At 62.3% G+C, this 18566-nt stretch carries 13 protein-coding genes; 9 read left to right on the top strand and 4 right to left on the bottom strand.

The window, feature by feature from the left end; genetic code table 11:
* Window positions 1-10: 10 nt before the first annotated feature.
* The 4 genes from BGP85_RS10515 (at window position 11) to BGP85_RS10500 (ending at window position 7537) form a co-directional block, all read left to right on the top strand.
* Window positions 11-3190: an efflux RND transporter permease subunit gene (locus BGP85_RS10515; RefSeq protein WP_103447103.1), complete on the top strand. Its 3180-nt coding sequence runs from the start codon at window positions 11-13 to the stop codon at window positions 3188-3190.
* The gene (locus tag BGP85_RS10510) at window positions 3187-4605 is read left to right on the top strand and encodes an efflux transporter outer membrane subunit (RefSeq protein WP_103447102.1); all 1419 of its coding nucleotides are present in this window, start codon (window positions 3187-3189) and stop codon (window positions 4603-4605) included. Before BGP85_RS10515 ends, BGP85_RS10510 begins: the two co-directional genes overlap by 4 nt.
* 167 nt (window positions 4606-4772) lie before the next feature.
* A complete protein-coding gene (locus tag BGP85_RS10505) occupies window positions 4773-5828 on the top strand; it encodes a HEAT repeat domain-containing protein (RefSeq protein WP_103447101.1) in 1056 nt (351 codons plus the stop codon).
* A 104-nt stretch (window positions 5829-5932) separates the two neighbouring features.
* Window positions 5933-7537 (top strand): response regulator, encoded by a 1605-nt coding sequence (locus BGP85_RS10500; RefSeq protein WP_103447100.1) that lies wholly within the window; start codon window positions 5933-5935, stop codon window positions 7535-7537.
* 6 nt (window positions 7538-7543) lie between these two features.
* Here BGP85_RS10500 and BGP85_RS10495 read toward each other — a convergent pair whose 3' ends face one another.
* Window positions 7544-9559: an ATP-binding protein gene (locus BGP85_RS10495; protein WP_374755301.1), complete on the bottom strand. Its 2016-nt coding sequence runs from the start codon at window positions 9557-9559 to the stop codon at window positions 7544-7546.
* A 276-nt stretch (window positions 9560-9835) separates the two neighbouring features.
* Here BGP85_RS10495 and BGP85_RS10490 point away from each other — a divergent pair, with 276 nt between their 5' ends.
* Window positions 9836-10522 (top strand): type 1 glutamine amidotransferase domain-containing protein, encoded by a 687-nt coding sequence (locus BGP85_RS10490; protein WP_103447098.1) that lies wholly within the window; start codon window positions 9836-9838, stop codon window positions 10520-10522.
* Window positions 10523-10652: 130 nt separating this feature from the next.
* Window positions 10653-11462, top strand: a complete 810-nt coding sequence (locus BGP85_RS10485; RefSeq protein ID WP_103447097.1) for a CSS-motif domain-containing protein — start codon at window positions 10653-10655, stop codon at window positions 11460-11462.
* 16 nt (window positions 11463-11478) lie between these two features.
* Here the strand turns inward: BGP85_RS10485 and hppD are convergent, their stop codons facing one another.
* Window positions 11479-12555: a 4-hydroxyphenylpyruvate dioxygenase gene (hppD, locus tag BGP85_RS10480; protein WP_079227918.1), complete on the bottom strand. Its 1077-nt coding sequence runs from the start codon at window positions 12553-12555 to the stop codon at window positions 11479-11481.
* A gap of 302 nt (window positions 12556-12857) precedes the next feature.
* On the opposite strand from hppD, the gene BGP85_RS10475 reads away from it, so the two are divergent.
* Entirely contained in the window at window positions 12858-14444 is a 1587-nt protein-coding gene (locus BGP85_RS10475; protein WP_103447096.1) for an EAL domain-containing protein, read from the top strand.
* Window positions 14445-14476: 32 nt separating this feature from the next.
* On the top strand, window positions 14477-15364 hold the full coding sequence (gene rarD, locus BGP85_RS10470) for an EamA family transporter RarD (protein WP_103447095.1): 888 nt from the start codon (window positions 14477-14479) through the stop codon (window positions 15362-15364).
* On the opposite strand, the gene BGP85_RS10465 is transcribed toward rarD, so the two are convergent.
* Window positions 15327-16898, bottom strand: coding sequence for a TerC family protein (locus tag BGP85_RS10465; protein ID WP_103447094.1), 1572 nt, complete (start codon window positions 16896-16898; stop codon window positions 15327-15329). The genes rarD and BGP85_RS10465 overlap by 38 nt on opposite strands.
* A 260-nt stretch (window positions 16899-17158) precedes the next feature.
* Between BGP85_RS10465 and BGP85_RS10460 the strand changes: the two genes are divergently transcribed.
* Complete coding sequence (locus BGP85_RS10460) at window positions 17159-17740, top strand: LysE family translocator (protein WP_103447093.1); 582 nt, start codon at window positions 17159-17161, stop codon at window positions 17738-17740.
* On the opposite strand, the gene BGP85_RS10455 is transcribed toward BGP85_RS10460, so the two are convergent.
* A complete protein-coding gene (locus BGP85_RS10455) occupies window positions 17725-18564 on the bottom strand; it encodes an AraC family transcriptional regulator (RefSeq protein ID WP_103447092.1) in 840 nt (279 codons plus the stop codon). The two genes, BGP85_RS10460 and BGP85_RS10455, sit on opposite strands and share 16 nt — an antisense overlap.
* Window positions 18565-18566: the final 2 nt, after the last annotated feature.

The raw sequence follows: 18566 nt of genomic DNA, 5'->3' as shown, positions 1-18566 counted from the left end.
GACCACACCGATGAACTTTTCGAAATTCTTCATTACCCGGCCGATCTTCGCTGCGGTGCTGTCGCTGGTGCTGCTGATCGCGGGCTCGATCTCGCTGTTCCAGCTGCCGATCAGCGAATACCCCGAAGTGGTACCGCCGACCGTGGTGGTGCGCGCCAACTTCCCCGGTGCCAACCCCAAGGTGATCGGTGAAACCGTCGCCGCGCCGCTGGAGCAGGCCATCACCGGTGTCGAGAACATGCTGTACATGTCCTCGCAGTCCACCGCTGACGGCAAGTTGACCCTGACCATCACCTTCGCCCTGGGCACCGACCTGGACAACGCCCAGGTGCAGGTACAGAACCGCGTCACCCGCACCCAGCCCAAGCTGCCGGAGGAAGTGACCCGGATCGGTATCACCGTCGACAAGGCTTCGCCCGACCTGACCATGGTCGTGCACCTGACCTCGCCGGACAACCGCTACGACATGCTCTACCTGTCCAACTACGCCATTCTCAACATCAAGGATGAGCTGGCGCGCCTGGGCGGCGTCGGTGACGTGCAGCTGTTCGGCATGGGCGACTACTCGCTGCGCGTGTGGCTCGACCCGAACAAGACCGCGTCGCGCAACCTGACCGCCAGCGACGTGGTGGCGGCCATCCGCGAACAGAACCGCCAGGTTGCCGCCGGCCAGCTGGGCGCCCCGCCCGCCCCCGGCTCGACCAGTTTCCAGCTGTCGATCAACACCCAGGGCCGCTTGGTCAACGAGGAAGAGTTCGAGAACATCATCATCCGCGCAGGTGCCGATGGCGAAATCACGCGCCTGAAGGACATCGCCCGGGTCGAGCTGGGTTCCAGCCAGTACGCCCTGCGTTCGCTGCTGAACAACCAGCCGGCGGTCGCCATTCCGATCTTCCAGCGCCCAGGCTCCAACGCCATCGAGATCTCCGACGAAGTGCGGGCGAAGATGGCCGAGCTGAAGAAAGACTTCCCGGAAGGCATGGACTACAGCATCGTCTATGACCCGACCGTGTTCGTCCGCGGCTCCATCGAAGCGGTGGTACACACCCTGTTCGAAGCGCTGATCCTGGTCGTGCTGGTGGTGATCCTGTTCCTGCAGACCTGGCGCGCCTCGATCATCCCATTGATGGCCGTACCGGTCTCGCTGATCGGTACCTTCGCGGTGATGCACCTGTTCGGCTTCTCGCTCAACGCCTTGTCGTTGTTCGGCCTGGTGTTGGCCATCGGTATCGTGGTGGACGACGCCATCGTTGTGGTGGAGAACGTCGAGCGCAACATCGGGCTGGGCCTGAAACCGCTGGAAGCCACCCAAAAAGCCATGAGTGAAGTGACCGGGCCGATCATTGCCACGGCACTGGTGCTGTGCGCGGTGTTCGTACCGGCCGCGTTCATTTCCGGCCTTACCGGGCAGTTCTACAAGCAGTTCGCGCTGACCATCGCCATTTCCACGGTGATCTCGGCATTCAACTCGCTGACCCTGTCGCCGGCACTGGCTGCCGTGCTGCTGAAAGACCACCACGCGCCGAAAGACCGCTTCTCGCGGTTCCTCGAGCGCCTGCTGGGCAGCTGGCTGTTCGCCCCGTTCAACCGCTTCTTCGACCGTGCCAGCCACAGCTACGTTGGCGGCGTACGGCGGGTCATCCGCTCCAGCGGAATTGCCCTGTTCCTCTATGCCGGGCTGATGGGCCTGACTTACCTGGGCTTCTCGTCCACGCCGACCGGTTTCGTGCCGGCCCAGGACAAGCAGTACCTGGTGGCCTTCGCCCAGTTGCCTGACGCCGCCAGCCTCGACCGCACCGAGGCGGTGATCAAGCGCATGAGCGAAATCGCCCTGGAGCAGCCGGGCGTGGCCGATTCGGTGGCCTTCCCGGGCCTGTCGATCAACGGCTTCACCAACAGCCCGAACAGCGGCATCGTGTTCACCCCGCTCAAGCCGTTCGACGAGCGCAAGGACCCGAGCCAGTCGGCAGCGGCCATCGCCGCCGCGCTGAACGCCAAGTTCGCTGACATCCAGGACGCCTACATCGCGATCTTCCCGCCTCCACCGGTGCAAGGCCTGGGCACCATCGGCGGCTTCCGCCTGCAAATCGAGGACCGCGGCAACCTGGGCTACGAAGCGCTGTACAAGGAAACCCAGAACATCATCGCCAAAAGCCACAACGTACCGGAACTGGCGGGCCTGTTCACCAGCTACCAGGTCAACGTGCCGCAGGTCGATGCCGCCATCGACCGGGAAAAGGCCAAGACCCACGGCGTGGCGATCACCGACATCTTCGACACCCTGCAAGTCTACCTGGGCTCGCTGTACACCAACGATTTCAACCGCTTTGGCCGCACTTATCAAGTCAACGTCCAAGCTGAGCAGCAGTTCCGCCTCGATGCCGAGCAGATCGGCCAGCTGAAGGTGCGCAACAACCTCGGCGAGATGATCCCGCTGGCGACCTTCCTCAAGGTCAGCGACACCTCTGGGCCTGACCGGGTGATGCACTACAACGGCTTCATCACCGCCGAGATCAACGGTGCTGCAGCCCCTGGCTACAGCTCCGGCCAGGCCGAGGCGGCGATCGAGAAGCTGCTCAAGCAAGAGCTGCCCAACGGCATGACCTTCGAGTGGACCGACCTGACCTACCAGCAGATCCTCTCAGGCAACACCGCGCTGTTCGTGTTCCCGCTGTGCGTGCTGCTGGCCTTCCTGGTGCTGGCCGCCCAGTACGAGAGCTGGAGCCTGCCGCTGGCGGTGATCCTGATCGTGCCGATGACCCTGCTGTCGGCCATCACCGGGGTAATCGTGTCGGGTGGTGACAACAACATCTTCACCCAGATCGGCCTGATCGTATTGGTAGGCCTGGCGTGCAAGAACGCGATCCTGATCGTCGAGTTCGCCAAGGATGAACAAGCCAAGGGCCTCGACCCGCTGGCGGCGGTACTGGAAGCCTGCCGCCTGCGTCTGCGGCCGATCCTGATGACCTCGATCGCCTTCATCATGGGCGTGGTGCCGCTGGTGTTCAGCTCCGGTGCCGGCTCGGAAATGCGCCATGCCATGGGTGTGGCGGTGTTCTCGGGGATGATCGGCGTGACCGTGTTCGGCCTGTTCCTGACCCCGGTGTTCTTCTTCCTGATCCGCCGCTTCGTCGAGCGTCGCCAGGCCCGCAAGGCCGAGCACGCAGCCGTGCTGGAGAACCACGCATGAACCTGCTCAAACCATTGACCCCGAGCCTGCTGGCTCTGGCCCTGGCGGCCTGCGCGGTCGGCCCGGACTACAAGACCCCGGACACAGAGCCCGCACAATTCGACAGCGCTGATGTGCAGGCCAAGGCCTTCGACCGCAGTCGCTTCGAAAGCGTCTGGTGGAAGCAGTTCGACGACCCGGTGCTGAACCAGCTGGTGCAAGCATCGCTGGACGGCAACCGCGACCTGCGCGTGGCCTTCGCCCGGCTCAAGGCTGCACGGGCGATTCACGATGACGTCGCCAACGACCAGCTCCCGGTGGTCACCAGCCGCGCCAGCAGCGAGATCGGCAAAGGCCAGGTTCCCGGGCAGACCACCCAACGGGTCAACCAGGAGCGCTACGACCTGGGCCTGGACATGGCCTGGGAGCTTGACCTGTTCGGCCGTATCCAGCGCCAGATCGAGGCCAGCGAGGCCCAGGAAGCGGTGGCCCAGGCCGACCTGCAACAGCTGCAGGTCAGCCTGATCGCCGAACTGGTTGATGCTTATGGCCAGCTGCGCGGGGCGCAACTGCGCGAGAAAATCGCCGTGGCCAACCTCAAGACCCAGCAGGAGTCACGCAGCATCACCGTGACCCTGCGCGACGCCGGGGTTGGCAACGACCTCGACGTCGTCCGTGCCGATGCCCGCCTCGCGGGTGTCGAGGCCACTGTGCCGCAACTGCAAGCCGAACAGGCCCGAGCGCGGCACCGCATCGCCACCCTGCTTGGCCAGCGCCCGGACGCGCTGAGCGTCGACCTTTCGCCCAAGGCCTTGCCGGCCATCGCCAAGGCCTTGCCGGTAGGTGACCCGGGCGAGCTGCTGCGCCGCCGCCCGGATATCCGCAGCGCCGAACGCCAGCTGGCCGCCGCCACTGCCAATGTCGGCGTGGCCACCGCCGACCTGTTCCCGCGGGTGAGCCTCAGCGGCTTCCTCGGCTTTACCGCCGCCCGTGGCTCGCAGATCGGTTCCTCCGCCGCCAATGCCTGGGCGCTGGGGCCAAGCATCACCTGGGCCGCTTTCGACCTGGGCAGCGTGCGGGCCCGCCTGCGCGGTGCCAAGGCTGACGCCGAAGGCGCCCTGGCCAACTATGAACAGCAGGTGCTGCTGGCCCTGGAAGAGTCAGCCAACGCCTTCAGCGACTACGACAAGACCCAGCAGCGACTGTTGTCGCTGATGCGCCAGAGCGAGGCCAGCCGCAAGGCGGCCGACCTGGCCTCGGTGCGTTACCGCGAAGGCACGGTGGACTACCTGGTGCTGCTCGATGCCGAACGCGAACGCCTGAGCGCCGAAGACGCCCAGGCCCAGGGCGAAGTCGACCTGTACCGCGGCATTGTCTCGATCTACAAGGCCCTCGGCGGCGGCTGGCAGCCGGAGACCGTTGCCAGCGCACGCTGAATCGCCCCGTTTCCACGACTCCTTTGGTTGGTTCCTCCCCCAACCGTTTGCCCCGCCGGCCTTGGCCCGCGGGGCTTTTTTATGGCCCCTTGGCGCCCCTGCGGCTTGCAGCCCAGGGCATTCTGCCCCAAGCTCTGCCTTCCCACCGCCATGGACCGCAGCGCCCGATGCCCAGACGCCACCGCTACCTGATCGCCGTACTGCTGCTGATCCTGGTGACGCTCGCCATCGTTTTCCTGCGCCGGGACGACAAGCCCGCGCCACCGGTACTGCCACCCCACAGCTACGGCAAGGCGCTGCGCCAGGCACATGACGGTTTGCCGGGTGCCGCCCGGGTGCTGTACCAACAACTGCAGCGTGATGACCTGACACCGATCCGCCGTGCCGCGCTGTATGCCGAATTGCCCAACTACCCGTCGCCGCAGGCACTGAAGCTGGCCCGCCTGGACCTGGAGAACGACGATCCGCTGGTGCGCCGCGCCGCCATTGCCAGCGTCCGCAAGCTGCTGCCACCCTCTCAGCGCAGCCTGGTGCTGGGGCCGCTGCTGGACGATGACGAGCAGAGCGTGCGCTTTGCCGCCGTGGATGCCCTGCTCGGCCTCGACCCTGATGCCATCGGCCTGTATTTCGGCCCGTTGCAGACCGCCCTAGAGCAATACCAGCAGGCTCTGGAAAAACAACTCGACGACGCCGAGGCCCAAGTGCACCTGGCGCGCCTGTACTTGCACGAAAATGATTACGACCAGGCGGCTGCGGCCCTGCAGCGCAGCCTGGCCATGGCGCCGGATGGCCTCGACGCCCTGGCCACCCAGGTGCGTTTGCTGGAACGCCAGGGCCACCATGACCAATCCCGTCAGGTGCTGGCCAACGCCCTGGCACTGCGCCCGGACTCGGCGTTCCTGCAATACGAGCTGGGGCTCTGGCTGATCCGCCATGATCAGCGCGAGTACGCCCTGCTGGCCCTGTCGCGCGCGGTGGAGCTGGAGCCGGAGAATGCCGACTATCGCTACACCCTGGCAGTGACCCTGCACGACCTGGATCAATCCGATGCCGCGCAGAAGCAGCTGGAAACCTTGCTCAGCCGCCAGCCGGCCAATCGCCGGGCACGGGTGCTGCTGATCCAGTACTGGAAGGAAACCGGCCAGTTGCAGAACGTTCAGGTGCTGCTCGCTGAACTGGAACGGCAGAACCCGGACGATCCCTTCCTGCAACAGGGGCTGTAGATTGCGTTGAACCCTGGGGCAGTGCCCGTGGTCCAGTGGGTATCGGACAGTTGACGGCAGCAAGGGCACAGATTGGCCTTGCCGGCCGCTTCAGGAGAATCGCATTGGCCAGTTCGGCGACGATGGACGAACGTGCTCTGATCCTGGCTCCGGCACAGCTTGCCAGTAATACTTCACTGTTGCTGGCGGCCGCCGGTGTGGATTGCCTGTGCATGCATGATATGGCCAAGCTGCAGGCCTGCCTGCTAGAAGGCGCCGGCATGGCCATCATCGCCGAGCAGATCCTGACCGTTGACGCTGCCAAATTGCTGCGCGTCTATATCGACCAGCAACCAGCCTGGTCCGACCTGCCCATCGTGTTGTTGACACAAACCGCTGCGACCACCGCCTCGGCCGATAACTTTGCGCTGGGCAACCTGACCCTGCTGGCCGCACCATTCAACGATGACCGGTTGCTGATCCTGACCCAGTCGGCGCTACGCAGCCGGCGCCGCCAGTACCTGTCACGCGACCACATGCACGACCTGCAACAGCGCCTGGATGAGCGCGACGAAGAACAGGAGAGCGCCAACCTGGCCTTGCAGCAGAACCGCAAGATGGAGGCAGTCGGCCAGCTAGCCGGGGGTATGGCGCATGACTTCAACAACCTGCTGACCAGCATCGGTGGCTGTTTCGAGTTGGTCGACAGGCGCCTGAAACACGGCCGCAGCGAGGGCCTTGAAGCCATCCTGCAGAGGGGCCAGCAAGCCGTTTCCCGTGCAGCCAGGCTGACCCATCGCCTGCTGGCCTTCGCTTCCCGCCAATCGCTGCACAATCAGCGCATCGACCTGCTCGCGCTGCTGCAGCCACAGCGTATCGAGGCCATTCTCGACACCGCGGTATGCCTGCAGCTGAACCTTCCCGCAGACCTCTGGGCCGTGCAAGCGGACAACGAGCAATTGCAGGAAACGCTGAATAACCTGCTGGTCAATGCCTGTGAAGCGATGCCCAACGGGGGCAACTTGCGCATCGAAGCCAGTAATCGTCAGGTCGATGCGCTGCAGTTCGCCGTCGGCGGGCTGATGACGGGTGACTATGCCTGCCTGAGCATCATCGATGATGGCCAAGGCATGTCAGCGAGCACCCTCGAACACGCATTCGAGCCCTTCTTCAGCACCAAGCCAGTGGGCCAGGGGATCGGCCTTGGCCTGTCGATGGTCTACGGTTTCAGCAAGCAGTCCCACGGCCATGTAGCGCTGTTCAGCCAGATTGGCCACGGCACGCAGGTCGACCTTTACCTGCCACGCCATCTTGACCCACAACAGCCCCAGGCCTCCAGGCCGCAACCAGCACCTGCCAGCAAAGGCCGCCATGTGCTGGTAGTCGAGGATGATGCCCATGTCCGTGACCTGCTTTGCCAGTCGTTGCAAGATGAGGGTTATCCCTGCCTGAGTGCCTGCAATGCCAACGAGGCCTTGCAGCTGTTGCGTTCAGCACAGGCGATCGACCTGCTGGTCAGCGACGTTGGCCTGCCGGGCATGAATGGCCGGCAGCTGGCCGAGATCGCCCGCACGCTCCGCCCGTACCTTCCGGTGCTGTTCATCACTGGCTACGCCGAAACAGCGATGGCGCGCGAAGGGTTTCTCGCGCCGGGCATGCAGCTGATCTGCAAGCCATTCGAGCTCAAGCAGTTGCAGGCACAGGTTGCCAATATGCTGGGCAGCCCCTGAGCCCGTTCAATCGCTCAGCATCAGCAGAGCCTGGTTCATCAAGCTGGCCAAGGCGAAAGGCTTGAGCATCAACGCCGTGCCTGGGGTTTCGGACAGCTGCGGGTCCAACGGTTGATCGTTGAACCCGGTGATGAACAGAATCTTCTGATCCGGTTCGAACATGCGCATCGCCCTGGCGACCTGGCGCCCACTGAAACCACCAGGTAGGCCGATGTCGGTGATCACCAGGTCGAAAGGGCCATGGTAACGGAAGCGCTCGAGCGCCGAGTTCGCATCCCTGGCATCGCATACGTCGAAGCCACGTTCCTGCAGGTACTCCTTCATCACCAAACGCAGGTTTTCCTCGTCATCGACCAACAGCACGCGTTGACCTCTTGCTCGAGTTACAGCAGGTACCGGCTGCGGGGCTTCTTGCGCGATGTGTTCAAGGCAACGCGGGAACAACATACAGACCTTGAGACCGTGATCAGGTACTGACTCGAGCCACACGTAGCCACCCGACTGCCCGACGAAGCCATAGACCATCGCCAGCCCCAACCCGGCGCCATGGCCCTTGGGCTTGGTGGTGAAGAACGGTTCAAATGCCCGGGCCATGTCCCCTTCAGGCATGCCATGGCCATCGTCCGTGACATACACGGCGACATAGTCACCAGGGGCTAGGCCTCGCTCATCGGGAAACGGTGCCTCCAGGCGCTTGTTGATCGTGCGCAGTGTCACCACGCCACGCTCAAGGCAGGCCTCACGTGCGTTGGCAAACAGGTTCACCAATGCGTTCTCCAGCTGTGCAACATCCAGGCTGATGGTCCAGGGCTCTACGTCAAGCTCCCAATCCACCCGCATTTCAGCCCCCAGCACCTGGCGCAATAGCGGTTCCATGGAGGTCAGCTGGCGATTGATGTCCAGTGGCTTGGGTGACAGCGGCTGATGGCGGGAGAACGCCAGGAGGCGGTGAGTGAGCGTCATGGCGCGTTGTACCGAATCAGTGGCTAGCGCCACATAGCGTTCGATTTGCTCCAGGCGCCCTTGGTCCATACGCCGCTGCAAGAGCTCCAGGCTGCCGCCGATACCCGACAGCAGGTTGTTCATCTCGTGTGCCATGCCACCTGCCAAATGGCTAACCGACTCCAGGCGCTGGGTTGCCCATAAATGGCTAGTGGACTGTTGCAAGGCATCTTCATGATCCTGAGAAATGTCTCGCCCTACGGCCGTCAGCAGCGTGCCGTCGAAACTCGCCGTCCAGCGGAACAATCGGTAGTGCCCGTCCTTGTGACGCAAGCGTGTTTCCAGCTGCTCGCGCCTACCGTCACTTACGTACTCCATGACCGCAACCTCCACCTCGGCCCTGTCGGCAGGGTGGACCAGCTCCAGAATCGGTTTACCGCTTACCTCGTCTTCAGCCCAGCCCAGGATGCGAAACCAGGTCGGGTTGGCCGCTTGCAGCCGCAGGTCGCGGGTAACGACGATCATGGCATCACGAGAAAGCTGCCAGATGTGGTCACGATCGGCCATGATGCGCTCGATCTCGCGCTCGAACGCGAGCGCCTGCTCGCGCCATTCTTCATGGGCATCGACGCTGGCGTTGGCCGTGTGCAGGAACCCCACCACCTCATGCTGTGCATCACGTAACGGTGTGTAGCTGAAGGCGTAGCGGGCTTGGGCACCCGTCTGCTTGTTCGTTAGCCTTAGTGGCTGGTCTTCGACGAAGTTCGAGCCACCTTCAAGCACCTTGAACACCCAAGGGCCAATGTCTTTCCAGGACTTTGCCCACAGTCTGTCGAACGCCTGCCCCAGGGCGTGGCCCTCACATTCAAGCAACTTCGCGTAGGCATCGTTGTGAATCACGGTCATCTGGGCGCCCCAGACTACTGCGCAGGGAAACGGCGAAAGCACCATCATGTCGACGGCGATGCGCAAAGGTGCCTGCCAATGCGGCAGCGGCCCGAGCGCGCTGTTACGCCAGTCGAACCGCGTGACCTGCTCAGCCATACCCTCCGCCGTTGATGACCGAGTGGCGAGTTCCATGCCTTGTGCCGAAGGTTTGTGCAGCGTGCCTTTTACCAACACTGTCGTGATTCCACCATTGCTCTTGGGTGAAGACTGCGTTTGCGCATCATCTGCCCGACGCTTTGCCACTGCAATAGCTGCACAGTTAACCGCTTCACATTCGGCGCACCGCGCAGACACAGAGTAATAGCATAGAGCCATTAGCGAAATGGCGCCTTGGCAAACCGGAGCTATGCTCAATAGGTTTTCCCCGCGCCAAGCATTGCCCTTCAACGACAGACCAGGAGCGTGGTGATGAGCAATAAGATTCTGGTAGTACTGACCAATACGGCCAAATACCCGACGCTGAAGCGGGCCACCGGCCTATGGCTGGGGGAGGCTGTGCATTTTGTCGAGGCCGTGCAGAAAGCCGGGTATGAAGTCGATTACGTGAGCCCGAATGGCGGCTATGTGCCAATCGACCCGCATAGCTTGCAGATGGCTCCGGAGCTGGACTGGCAATGGTACGACGACAAGTCGTTCATGAGCCGTCTGGGCTCATCCTCAAGCCCAGGCAAGGTCAAGGCAAGTGATTACTGCGCCATCTATTACACCGGTGGGCACGGCGTGATGTACGACTTCCCGGACAACCCGCCGCTGCAGGAACTAGCACGCAAGATCTTCGAAAACAACGGCATTGTTGCCGCCGTCTGTCACGGCGTGGCCGGTCTGTTGAATATCAAGCTCGGCGACAACAGCCTGCTGCTCAAGGGCCGGGAGATTACCGGCTTTTCCAATACCGAAGAAAAACTGGCGGAGCTGGACAAGGTGGTGCCGTTTCTTACCGAAAACGAATTGGTTGCCCGGGGCGGCAACTACAGCAAGGACGATGAGCCTTGGAAGCCGTACGTGGTCTGTGACGACCGGCTGATCACCGGGCAGAACCCCGCCTCGACGGGCCTGCTGGCCGAGAAGGTCATTGCTGCACTTAAGCCGAAATAGGTCCTACATCTTAGCGGCGTAGTTCGCAAAAGATGCATGGCATTGGATTACAGCAGGCGCAGTAATTGATTCATAGGCTCTCCACTGGGCTGCCCACCTCGGTCAGCTCGGTAAAGGGGGCTGAATACTCATGTCAAGAACCAAGACTGCAGGGCAAAGTTTGATAGAACTCTTGCTGACATTGGCAATCAGTTTGCTACCGGTCGGCAGCGGGCTGATGATCATTTTTTATCAGCAGGACAAGAAGCTTGAAGAGACCGCACGCATCTCCGTCAAGGAAGCTATCTATTCAGTGGACTTGGCGCTGAGTCGAATACACGCTTCAGCTTCTGCTGCCATGATGTTGGCAGGGACTCCCTGCGAGAGTGCCCGGGAGCAATTGCGCGATCAGGTTGCCACAGCAGCGCACCTTCGCTCGCTGGCATTGACCGTTGACGGGCGTGTTTATTGCAGCACCTTGAAAACGCCTTTCACACCGGATCAGATGTTTCCAGATCAACGATCGCAATTTCGTCTGGTACTGGACCCGCCTGCAATGCCCAATGCCGTTCTGCTTGCCTATCAGCTTGGAGAAGAGAATCTGGGGGTCATTGCCACCTCCTATGGCATGTTGCTGCGCAATGAACTGCGTGCCTTTCAAACGGGGTTGACCCTATTACTCGAATTCGCAGATCTGTACATCTGGGCCGACGGCGACAGTCGCGACCCGGCACGTCCATCGCAAAAGGAGTTTTTCAGAGAAGGTGTTTCAGCCAAGTATGGCTATACCGTCAAGGCGGGTTATGCAGAAGGCTATTCGGCGCGAGAGACGCGCCAGACGATAAAACAACTTTTCCCGTCCCTGGCGCTGGTTGGGATATTTACTGGCTCGATCACTTACTGGGGTTTGTTCAGGCAACGTAACCGGCGTGTTCGCAGCGCCGCCAGCAAGGAAAACTGACGGCGCTGCGCTTCACTTATTCGGCATTGAGCACGCCACGGCGGACCTGATCACGCTCGATGGACTCGAACAGCGCCTTGAAGTTGCCTTCACCGAAGCCGTCATCCCCTTTACGCTGGATGAATTCGAAGAATACCGGGCCGAGCAGCGTTTCCGAGAAAATCTGCAGCAGCAGGCGCTTGTCACCTGGCTCGGAAGCGCCATCCAACAGGATGCCGCGGGCCTGCAACTGGTCGACTGGCTCGCCATGGCCTGGGAGGCGTTCTTCGAGCATTTCGTAATAGGTCTGCGGCGGTGCGGTCATGAAGCGCATGCCAAAGCCCTTGAGTGCATCCCAGGTCTTGAGCAGGTCGTCGGTGAGGAAAGCCACGTGCTGGATGCCCTCGCCGTTGAATTGCATCAGGAACTCTTCGATCTGCCCGGCGCCCTTGGACGACTCTTCATTGAGCGGAATGCGGATCATGCCGTCAGGCGCGGTCATGGCTTTGGAGGTCAGGCCGGTGTATTCGCCCTTGATGTCGAAGTAGCGAATCTCGCGGAAGTTGAACAGTTTCTCGTAGAAACCGGCCCAGTAAGCCATGCGCCCGCGATAGACGTTGTGGGTCAGGTGATCGATGATCTTCAGGCCGGCCCCTTGCGGGTTACGGTCGACGCCTTCGATGAAATTGAAGTCGATATCGTAAATCGAGCTGCCTTCTTCGAAACGGTCGATCAGGTAGAGCGGTGCTCCACCGATGCCTTTGATGGCCGGCAGGCGCAATTCCATCGGGCCGGTTTCGATCTCGACCGGCTGCGCCCCCAGTTCCAGGGCCCGGGCATAGGCTTCATGGGCATTGCGCACGCGGAACGCCATGCCGCACACCGACGGACCATGCTCGGCCGCGAAGTAGGAGGCAATGCTCTTAGGTTCGTTATTGAGGATCAGGTTGATGCCGCCCTGGCGATAAAGGTGCACGTCCTTGGAGCGGTGGGTGGCCACCTTGGTGAAACCGAGTATCTGGAATACCGGCTCCAGCACGCCCGGCGTCGGCGAGGCCAGCTCGATGAATTCGAAGCCCATCAGGCCCATTGGATTGTCAAAGATATCAGCCATGTTCGTACCCTCATCTGCAGCGAAAATTAATGAATGCGTAGGATGTGGAACGGCAATGGTGGAGAGCACGGGATACCGCGCACACTGCGGGCGAGGAAGTCACCAATGATCAGCTTGAACCCATGGTATGTCATATGGACCCATTCTCGGCGGGGGTTGATCCCTCAGTAACGAAGGACCTTATTGTTGTATTCGTAAATCGATTCTACATTGCGTAAATGGCTTTGTCGCGCATTAGTTCGCCATCGGCGCCGACAAACGGCTATCCTCAGCACGTCAGTCATCAGGAAGATCACCCCAGCATGCCCCTCTCGGTCAAACGCCCTGCTCGCTGGAGCTGGCGCACGCTCATGCCCTGGATCGTCGGCGTGGTGCCGCTTGCCTGCGGCCTGGCGGTGATGAACTGGCAGATCGAGCGCGAATTGCGCGCCTCCAGCCAGGCGACTGCGCGTCAGGTGGTCGAGCATGTCGATCATATTCTAGACAACCTCGCCAATGCCGCGCAGGTGCTGCTGCCGCTGGCTGGCAGCCCCTGCGCCAACGCTCAGCTGACGTTGCGCAGCCAGGTCACGCGTAATGCTTTCGTCCGTTCGACCAACCTGTTCCAGCACCACAACCTGTATTGCAGTTCGCTGTTCGGCGATTTCGACGAACCCGTGGACGCTTATGACTACACCGATGGCCGGCTGTGGCTGATGAATGGCAACTCGGTAACGCCTGGCCATGCCCTGCTGGTGTACCGGGCCAGCGATGGCGATCGCGGTGCGATCACTACCGTGGATGGCGATCACCTGCTCACTGCATTACGCCTGATAGGCCCGGAGGAAGCGCTGCAGATCCGTGTCGGCAACGCCTGGATGGGCAAGGACGGCGCGGTGCATGACGGTGCCCCACCGGTCGCCGCCGCCGCCGATGTGACCCTGGGTTCGACCCGCTACCCGTTCAGCGTGCACGGTGGCTACGAGGCCGGCAAGCAAGGCGAGCTGCTGCGCAGCCACTACCCTGCTCTGCTCAGCCTGCTGCTCGCGCTCGGCGTGGTGGCCGGCGGCGCCTGCCGCTGGCAGATTCGCCGGGCCAGCTCGCCCAGGGCCGAGCTGCAGCGGGCCCTGGAGGCGGACGAGTTCCTGCCGTACTTCCAGCCGGTGGTGCGCAAGGGTGACTACCGCTGGGCCGGGGCTGAAGTATTGATGCGCTGGAACCATCCCCGTGAAGGCCTGGTACGTCCGGACCTGTTCATCCCCTACGCCGAACACAGTGGCCAGATCGTCGCCATGACCCGGGCCATGATGCTGCACACCGCGCAGAACCTGGCGCCCTACACCGCGCTGCTGGAAGACGGCTTCCACATCGGCATCAACATTACCGCCGACCACTGCCGCGACCTGAGCCTGCTCGACGACTGCCAGACCTTCCTCCAGCACTTTCCCCCCGGGCGGGTACGGCTGACCCTGGAACTGACCGAGCGCAAGCTGATCGAAGCCACTCCGGTAGCCCTCGAGCTGTTCGCCAAGCTGCATGACATGGGGGTGATGATCGCCCTGGATGACTTTGGTACCGGCCAGTCGAGCCTCAACTACCTGCGCCAGTTCAAGGTCGATTACCTGAAGATCGACCAGAGCTTCGTGGCCATGATCGGTGGCGACGCCTTGTCCCAGCACATTCTCGACAGCATCATCGAGCTGTCCGCCAAGCTGGGCCTGGGCATCGTTGCCGAAGGGGTGGAAACCGAGGTCCAGCGTGATTACCTGGCGCGCAGCGGGGTGGACTTTCAGCAAGGCTATCTATTTGGCCGGCCGATGCCTGCAAGCGACTTCCTCAAGGCACTCGCCGCACAACCCGGCGACGCGCGGTTGCCGCAAGGCGCGCCCCCTGAGATCATGCGCGGCTGATTCACCTGCTCACTCCCCTATCCGAGGCATTCGTGTCAAAAGGCATTATTTCGTCGGTCATGGCGTCCTGTCTGTTCGCTGTGATGTATTTCTATACCTCCTTGCTGTCGCCGCTCGATGGCGAAGAGATCTTTGGCTGGCGCACCTTGCTCACCCTGCCCTGCCTCACCCTGTTCATGCTGGTCAGCAAGGACTGGAAACGCGTCGGCGAATTGCTCGCCCGCGTGCGTCAGAAGCCGATCCTGCTGCTGGGCATGGTTGGTACGTCGTGGTTGATGGGTGTGCAGCTGTGGCTGTTCCTCTGGGCGCCGCTGCACGGGCGTAGCCTGGAAGTGTCGATGGGCTATTTCCTGCTGCCGCTGGCCATGGTGCTGACCGGGCGCCTGGTGTATGGCGAGCGCCTGTCACGCTTGCAGAAAGTGGCGGTCAGCTGCGCCGCGCTGGGCGTCGGGCACGAGCTGTACCAGAATGGCAGCTTCGCCTGGGAAACCTTGCTGGTGACGATCGGCTACCCGATCTACTTCGTGTTGCGGCGACGCTGCCGCACCGACCACCTCGGTGGCCTGTGGTGCGACATGTGCCTGTTGCTGCCCTGGGCAGTTTATTTCGTCACCCAGGGGCCGTTGTCGACGGCCGAGCTGCACCAACACCCCGGCCTCTACGGGCTGATCCCGCTGCTGGGGGCGATCAGCGCCTGTGCACTGATCGCCTACGTACTGGCCAGCCGCCTGTTGCCGTTCAGCCTGTTCGGCCTGCTCAGCTACGTCGAGCCGGTGTTGCTGGTGGGCGTCGCCCTGCTGCTGGGCGAAACCATCGGCCCGGATCAATGGCTGACCTACCTGCCGATCTGGGCCGCGGTGCTGGTGCTGGTGCTCGAAGGTTTCAAGCACCTGCTGCGCCAGCGTCGGCGCTCGGTGTAAGGCGCACCTGGCGCACCCGGCGCTCCTCCACCGCCACCACGGTCATGCTCCAGCCATTCCAGGCCAGCTGATCACCCACCACCGGCAGGCGGTCCAGCAAGCTCATCACCAGGCCCGCCAGGGTCTGGTAGTCCTCGGTGGCGCGGGCGCTGAAGCCTGTACGCGCCTGGACCTGGCTCAGGTTCAGGGCGCCACTGACGACAAAACTGCCACCTTCCTCGACGATCGCCGGGCCTTCCACCTCACTGGCATCCGGCAACTCACCGGCGATCGACTCGAGGATGTCGGTAATGGTCAGCAAACCGGTGAAATCACCGAACTCGTTGATCACGAAGGCAATGTGCGTCGACTGGCTGCGCATCTGCTCCAGGGCGTTGAGGATGCTGAAACTCTCCAGCAGGTTCAATGGCGCCCGAGCCATGCGCTCAAGGTCCGGCTGGCTGCCGGACAGCAGCTCCTTGAGCAGCTCCTTCTTGTGCACGAAGCCCAGCGGTTCCTCGATATGGCCGTTGCGAATCAGTGGCAGGCGCGAGTACGGCGAATTGGCCAGCGCTTCGGTGATGGCGTGCGCGGGTTGCGCCAGGTCGATCACGTCGACTTCGGCCCGCGCAGTCATTACCGTGCGGATCGGCCGCTCGGCCAGGTTCAGCACGCCGCTGATCATCACCCGCTCACGGCGGTCGAACAGGACCTGCTCCTCGCCACCTTCGACCAGGTCGGCGATTTCTTCGCCCACCTCGTCAGCTTCGACCCGGCGGCCTCCCAGCAGGCGCAGCACGGCATGTGCGGTACGTTCACGCAATGGCCGGTGCTGCTGCAGGCTGCGCTTGCGGCGGGCACGGGCCAGCTGGTTGAACAGCTCGATGAGGATCGAGAAGCCGATGGCCGCGTACAGGTAGCCTTTCGGGATATGGAAGCCCAGGCCTTCGGCGGTCAGGCTGAAACCGATCATCATCAGGAAGCCCAGGCACAGCATGATCACCGTCGGGTGGGCGTTGACGAAGCGGGTCAGCGGTTTGCTGGCGACGATCATGATGCCGATCGAGAAGATCACCGCGATCATCATCACCGACAATTCTTCGACCATGCCTACGGCCGTGATTACCGCGTCCAGCGAGAACACCGCGTCAAGCACGACGATCTGCGCCACGATCGGCCAGAACAAGGCATGACGCACGGCACCCGTCGCCTGGGTGACATGCCCTTCCAGGCGCTCGTGCAACTCCATGGTGGCCTTGAACAGCAGGAACACACCACCGAACAGCATGATCAGGTCACGGCCGGAGAAGCTCTTGCCGAACACCTCGAACAGCGGCGCGGTCAGGGTGACCATCCACGAGATACTGGCCAGCAGGCCCAGGCGCATGATCAGCGCCAGGCTCAGGCCAATGACCCGCGCGCGGTCGCGCTGATGCGGCGGCAACTTGTCGGCGAGGATGGCGATGAACACCAGGTTGTCGATACCGAGCACCAGTTCGAGGACGATAAGCGTCAACAGGCCTAGCCAGGCCGTGGGATCGGCTAGCCATTCCATTAGCGGGTACTCACGAAGGAAGCGTCACGAGGACGGAGGGGGGATGGCCGGGAAGGCCAGGGACTGGGGGGCTCCGCGAAGGTGCTCATATAGACCTTGATTGAAAATAGGGAAGACGATCCTACAAGCACAGCCGGTTTTACTGATAGCGCGAAACTATTACAAAAGCTGTAGCTGGATCGCAGGGGACTATTCTTCAATACCCATGCCGGTCAAGGCCGCAGGATGGCGGCATCGTCCAACACACGGAGTTACGGAACATGAGCCTCTCCCTTTCCATGGCCGCATTCGCCCTTGCTGCATCGATTTCTCCCGGGCCGGTCAATGTAGTCGCCCTCGGCAGTGGTGCCCGTCATGGCCTGCGGGCGAGCCTGTGGCATGTGACGGGTGCGACGCTGGGCTTCTGCCTGCTGCTGGTGCTGGTTGGCCTGGGCTTGCACGAACTGCTGTTACGCTGGCCATTGCTGGGCGTGGCGCTGCATTGGGGCGGCGTGGCGTTTCTGCTGTACATGGCCTGGAAACTGGCCAGCGACGATGGCCAGCTAAATGGCTCAGATCAGCAGCGCGCACCTTCGGCCTGGCAGGGTGCAGCGATGCAATGGCTGAACCCCAAGGCCTGGCTGGCAGCGGTGGCGGGCGTGGGTGCTTACACCGGTGGCGAACAACAACTGCTGTGGTTGTTCACCTGGATCTACGGGCCGATCTGTTTCGTTTCGGTAGCCTGCTGGGCCTGGGCCGGGAGTGTGATCCGGCAATATCTTCGCAAGCCACGGTATATTCGGTTGCTGAATCGCGGGCTGGCTGTATTGCTGGTGGGAAGCGCGGTCTATTTGCTCGTTTGATGTCGCCAGGGCCGGCCTTCTCGCGGCTTTAGCCGAGAAGAAGCCGGCACTGCATCGCGGTAATGCCCAGGTGTCGCCGCCAGGTGCTGCTTGAACGCCCGCTGCAAGTGCGCCTGATCGGCGAACCCCGCCTCCTGCGCCACCTCGGCGATAGCCCTTCCGTTGCGCAATAGCGCCCGCGCATGCTGCACCCGTTGATCCAGCAGATAACCGTGTGGCGTCAGGCCAAAGCGCTGGCGGAAGGCCCGGATCAAATAAGAGCGTGACAAGCTACAGGCCGCGCAGACATCCTCAAGGCTCAGCGGGTCTGTGCGATGGGCCCGGATGAACGCCGCTGCCGCGTCCAGTTGCGGATGGTCCACTCGCGCCTCATCTGCCAATGGCTGCAAATAGCGTGGGAGATCGCAGAAAAAACCCGCCAGGCGATCTTCACGATCGTTCAGTTCGTTGTTGAACAGGTCGGCAAACAGCTGCAGCAAGCGGCTGTACAAACACGGCGAAGTACTGACTGTCTGTGCTGGCAATTCGAAGCCCAGAGCCTGCAACCACGGCATGTCGACGAACAGCATCAGGTACGACCAGGGCTGGCCGGCGATCGGGTTGCAGGTGTGCACCACACCTGGGTTCATCAACACCGTGGTACCGGCCATTACCTCGACCTGACTGGCACCGCTCAGGTAGGTACTACAACCACCGGTGATCACGCCGATGGAAAAGCTCTCATGGGAATGGGCGGCATAACAGACCTTACGCCCATCCCCCACGCGCCGGGCTTCGACGAACGGCAATGCAGGGTCCCGCCAGAACCGCGACACCTCGATCATCG

Origin of the sequence: Pseudomonas putida (genome assembly GCF_002906855.1) — a bacterium.
Classification (GTDB): domain Bacteria; phylum Pseudomonadota; class Gammaproteobacteria; order Pseudomonadales; family Pseudomonadaceae; genus Aquipseudomonas; species Aquipseudomonas putida_N.
The sequence above is the reverse complement of the archived record's forward strand: the minus strand, read 5'-3'. Positions and strand labels throughout refer to the sequence as shown.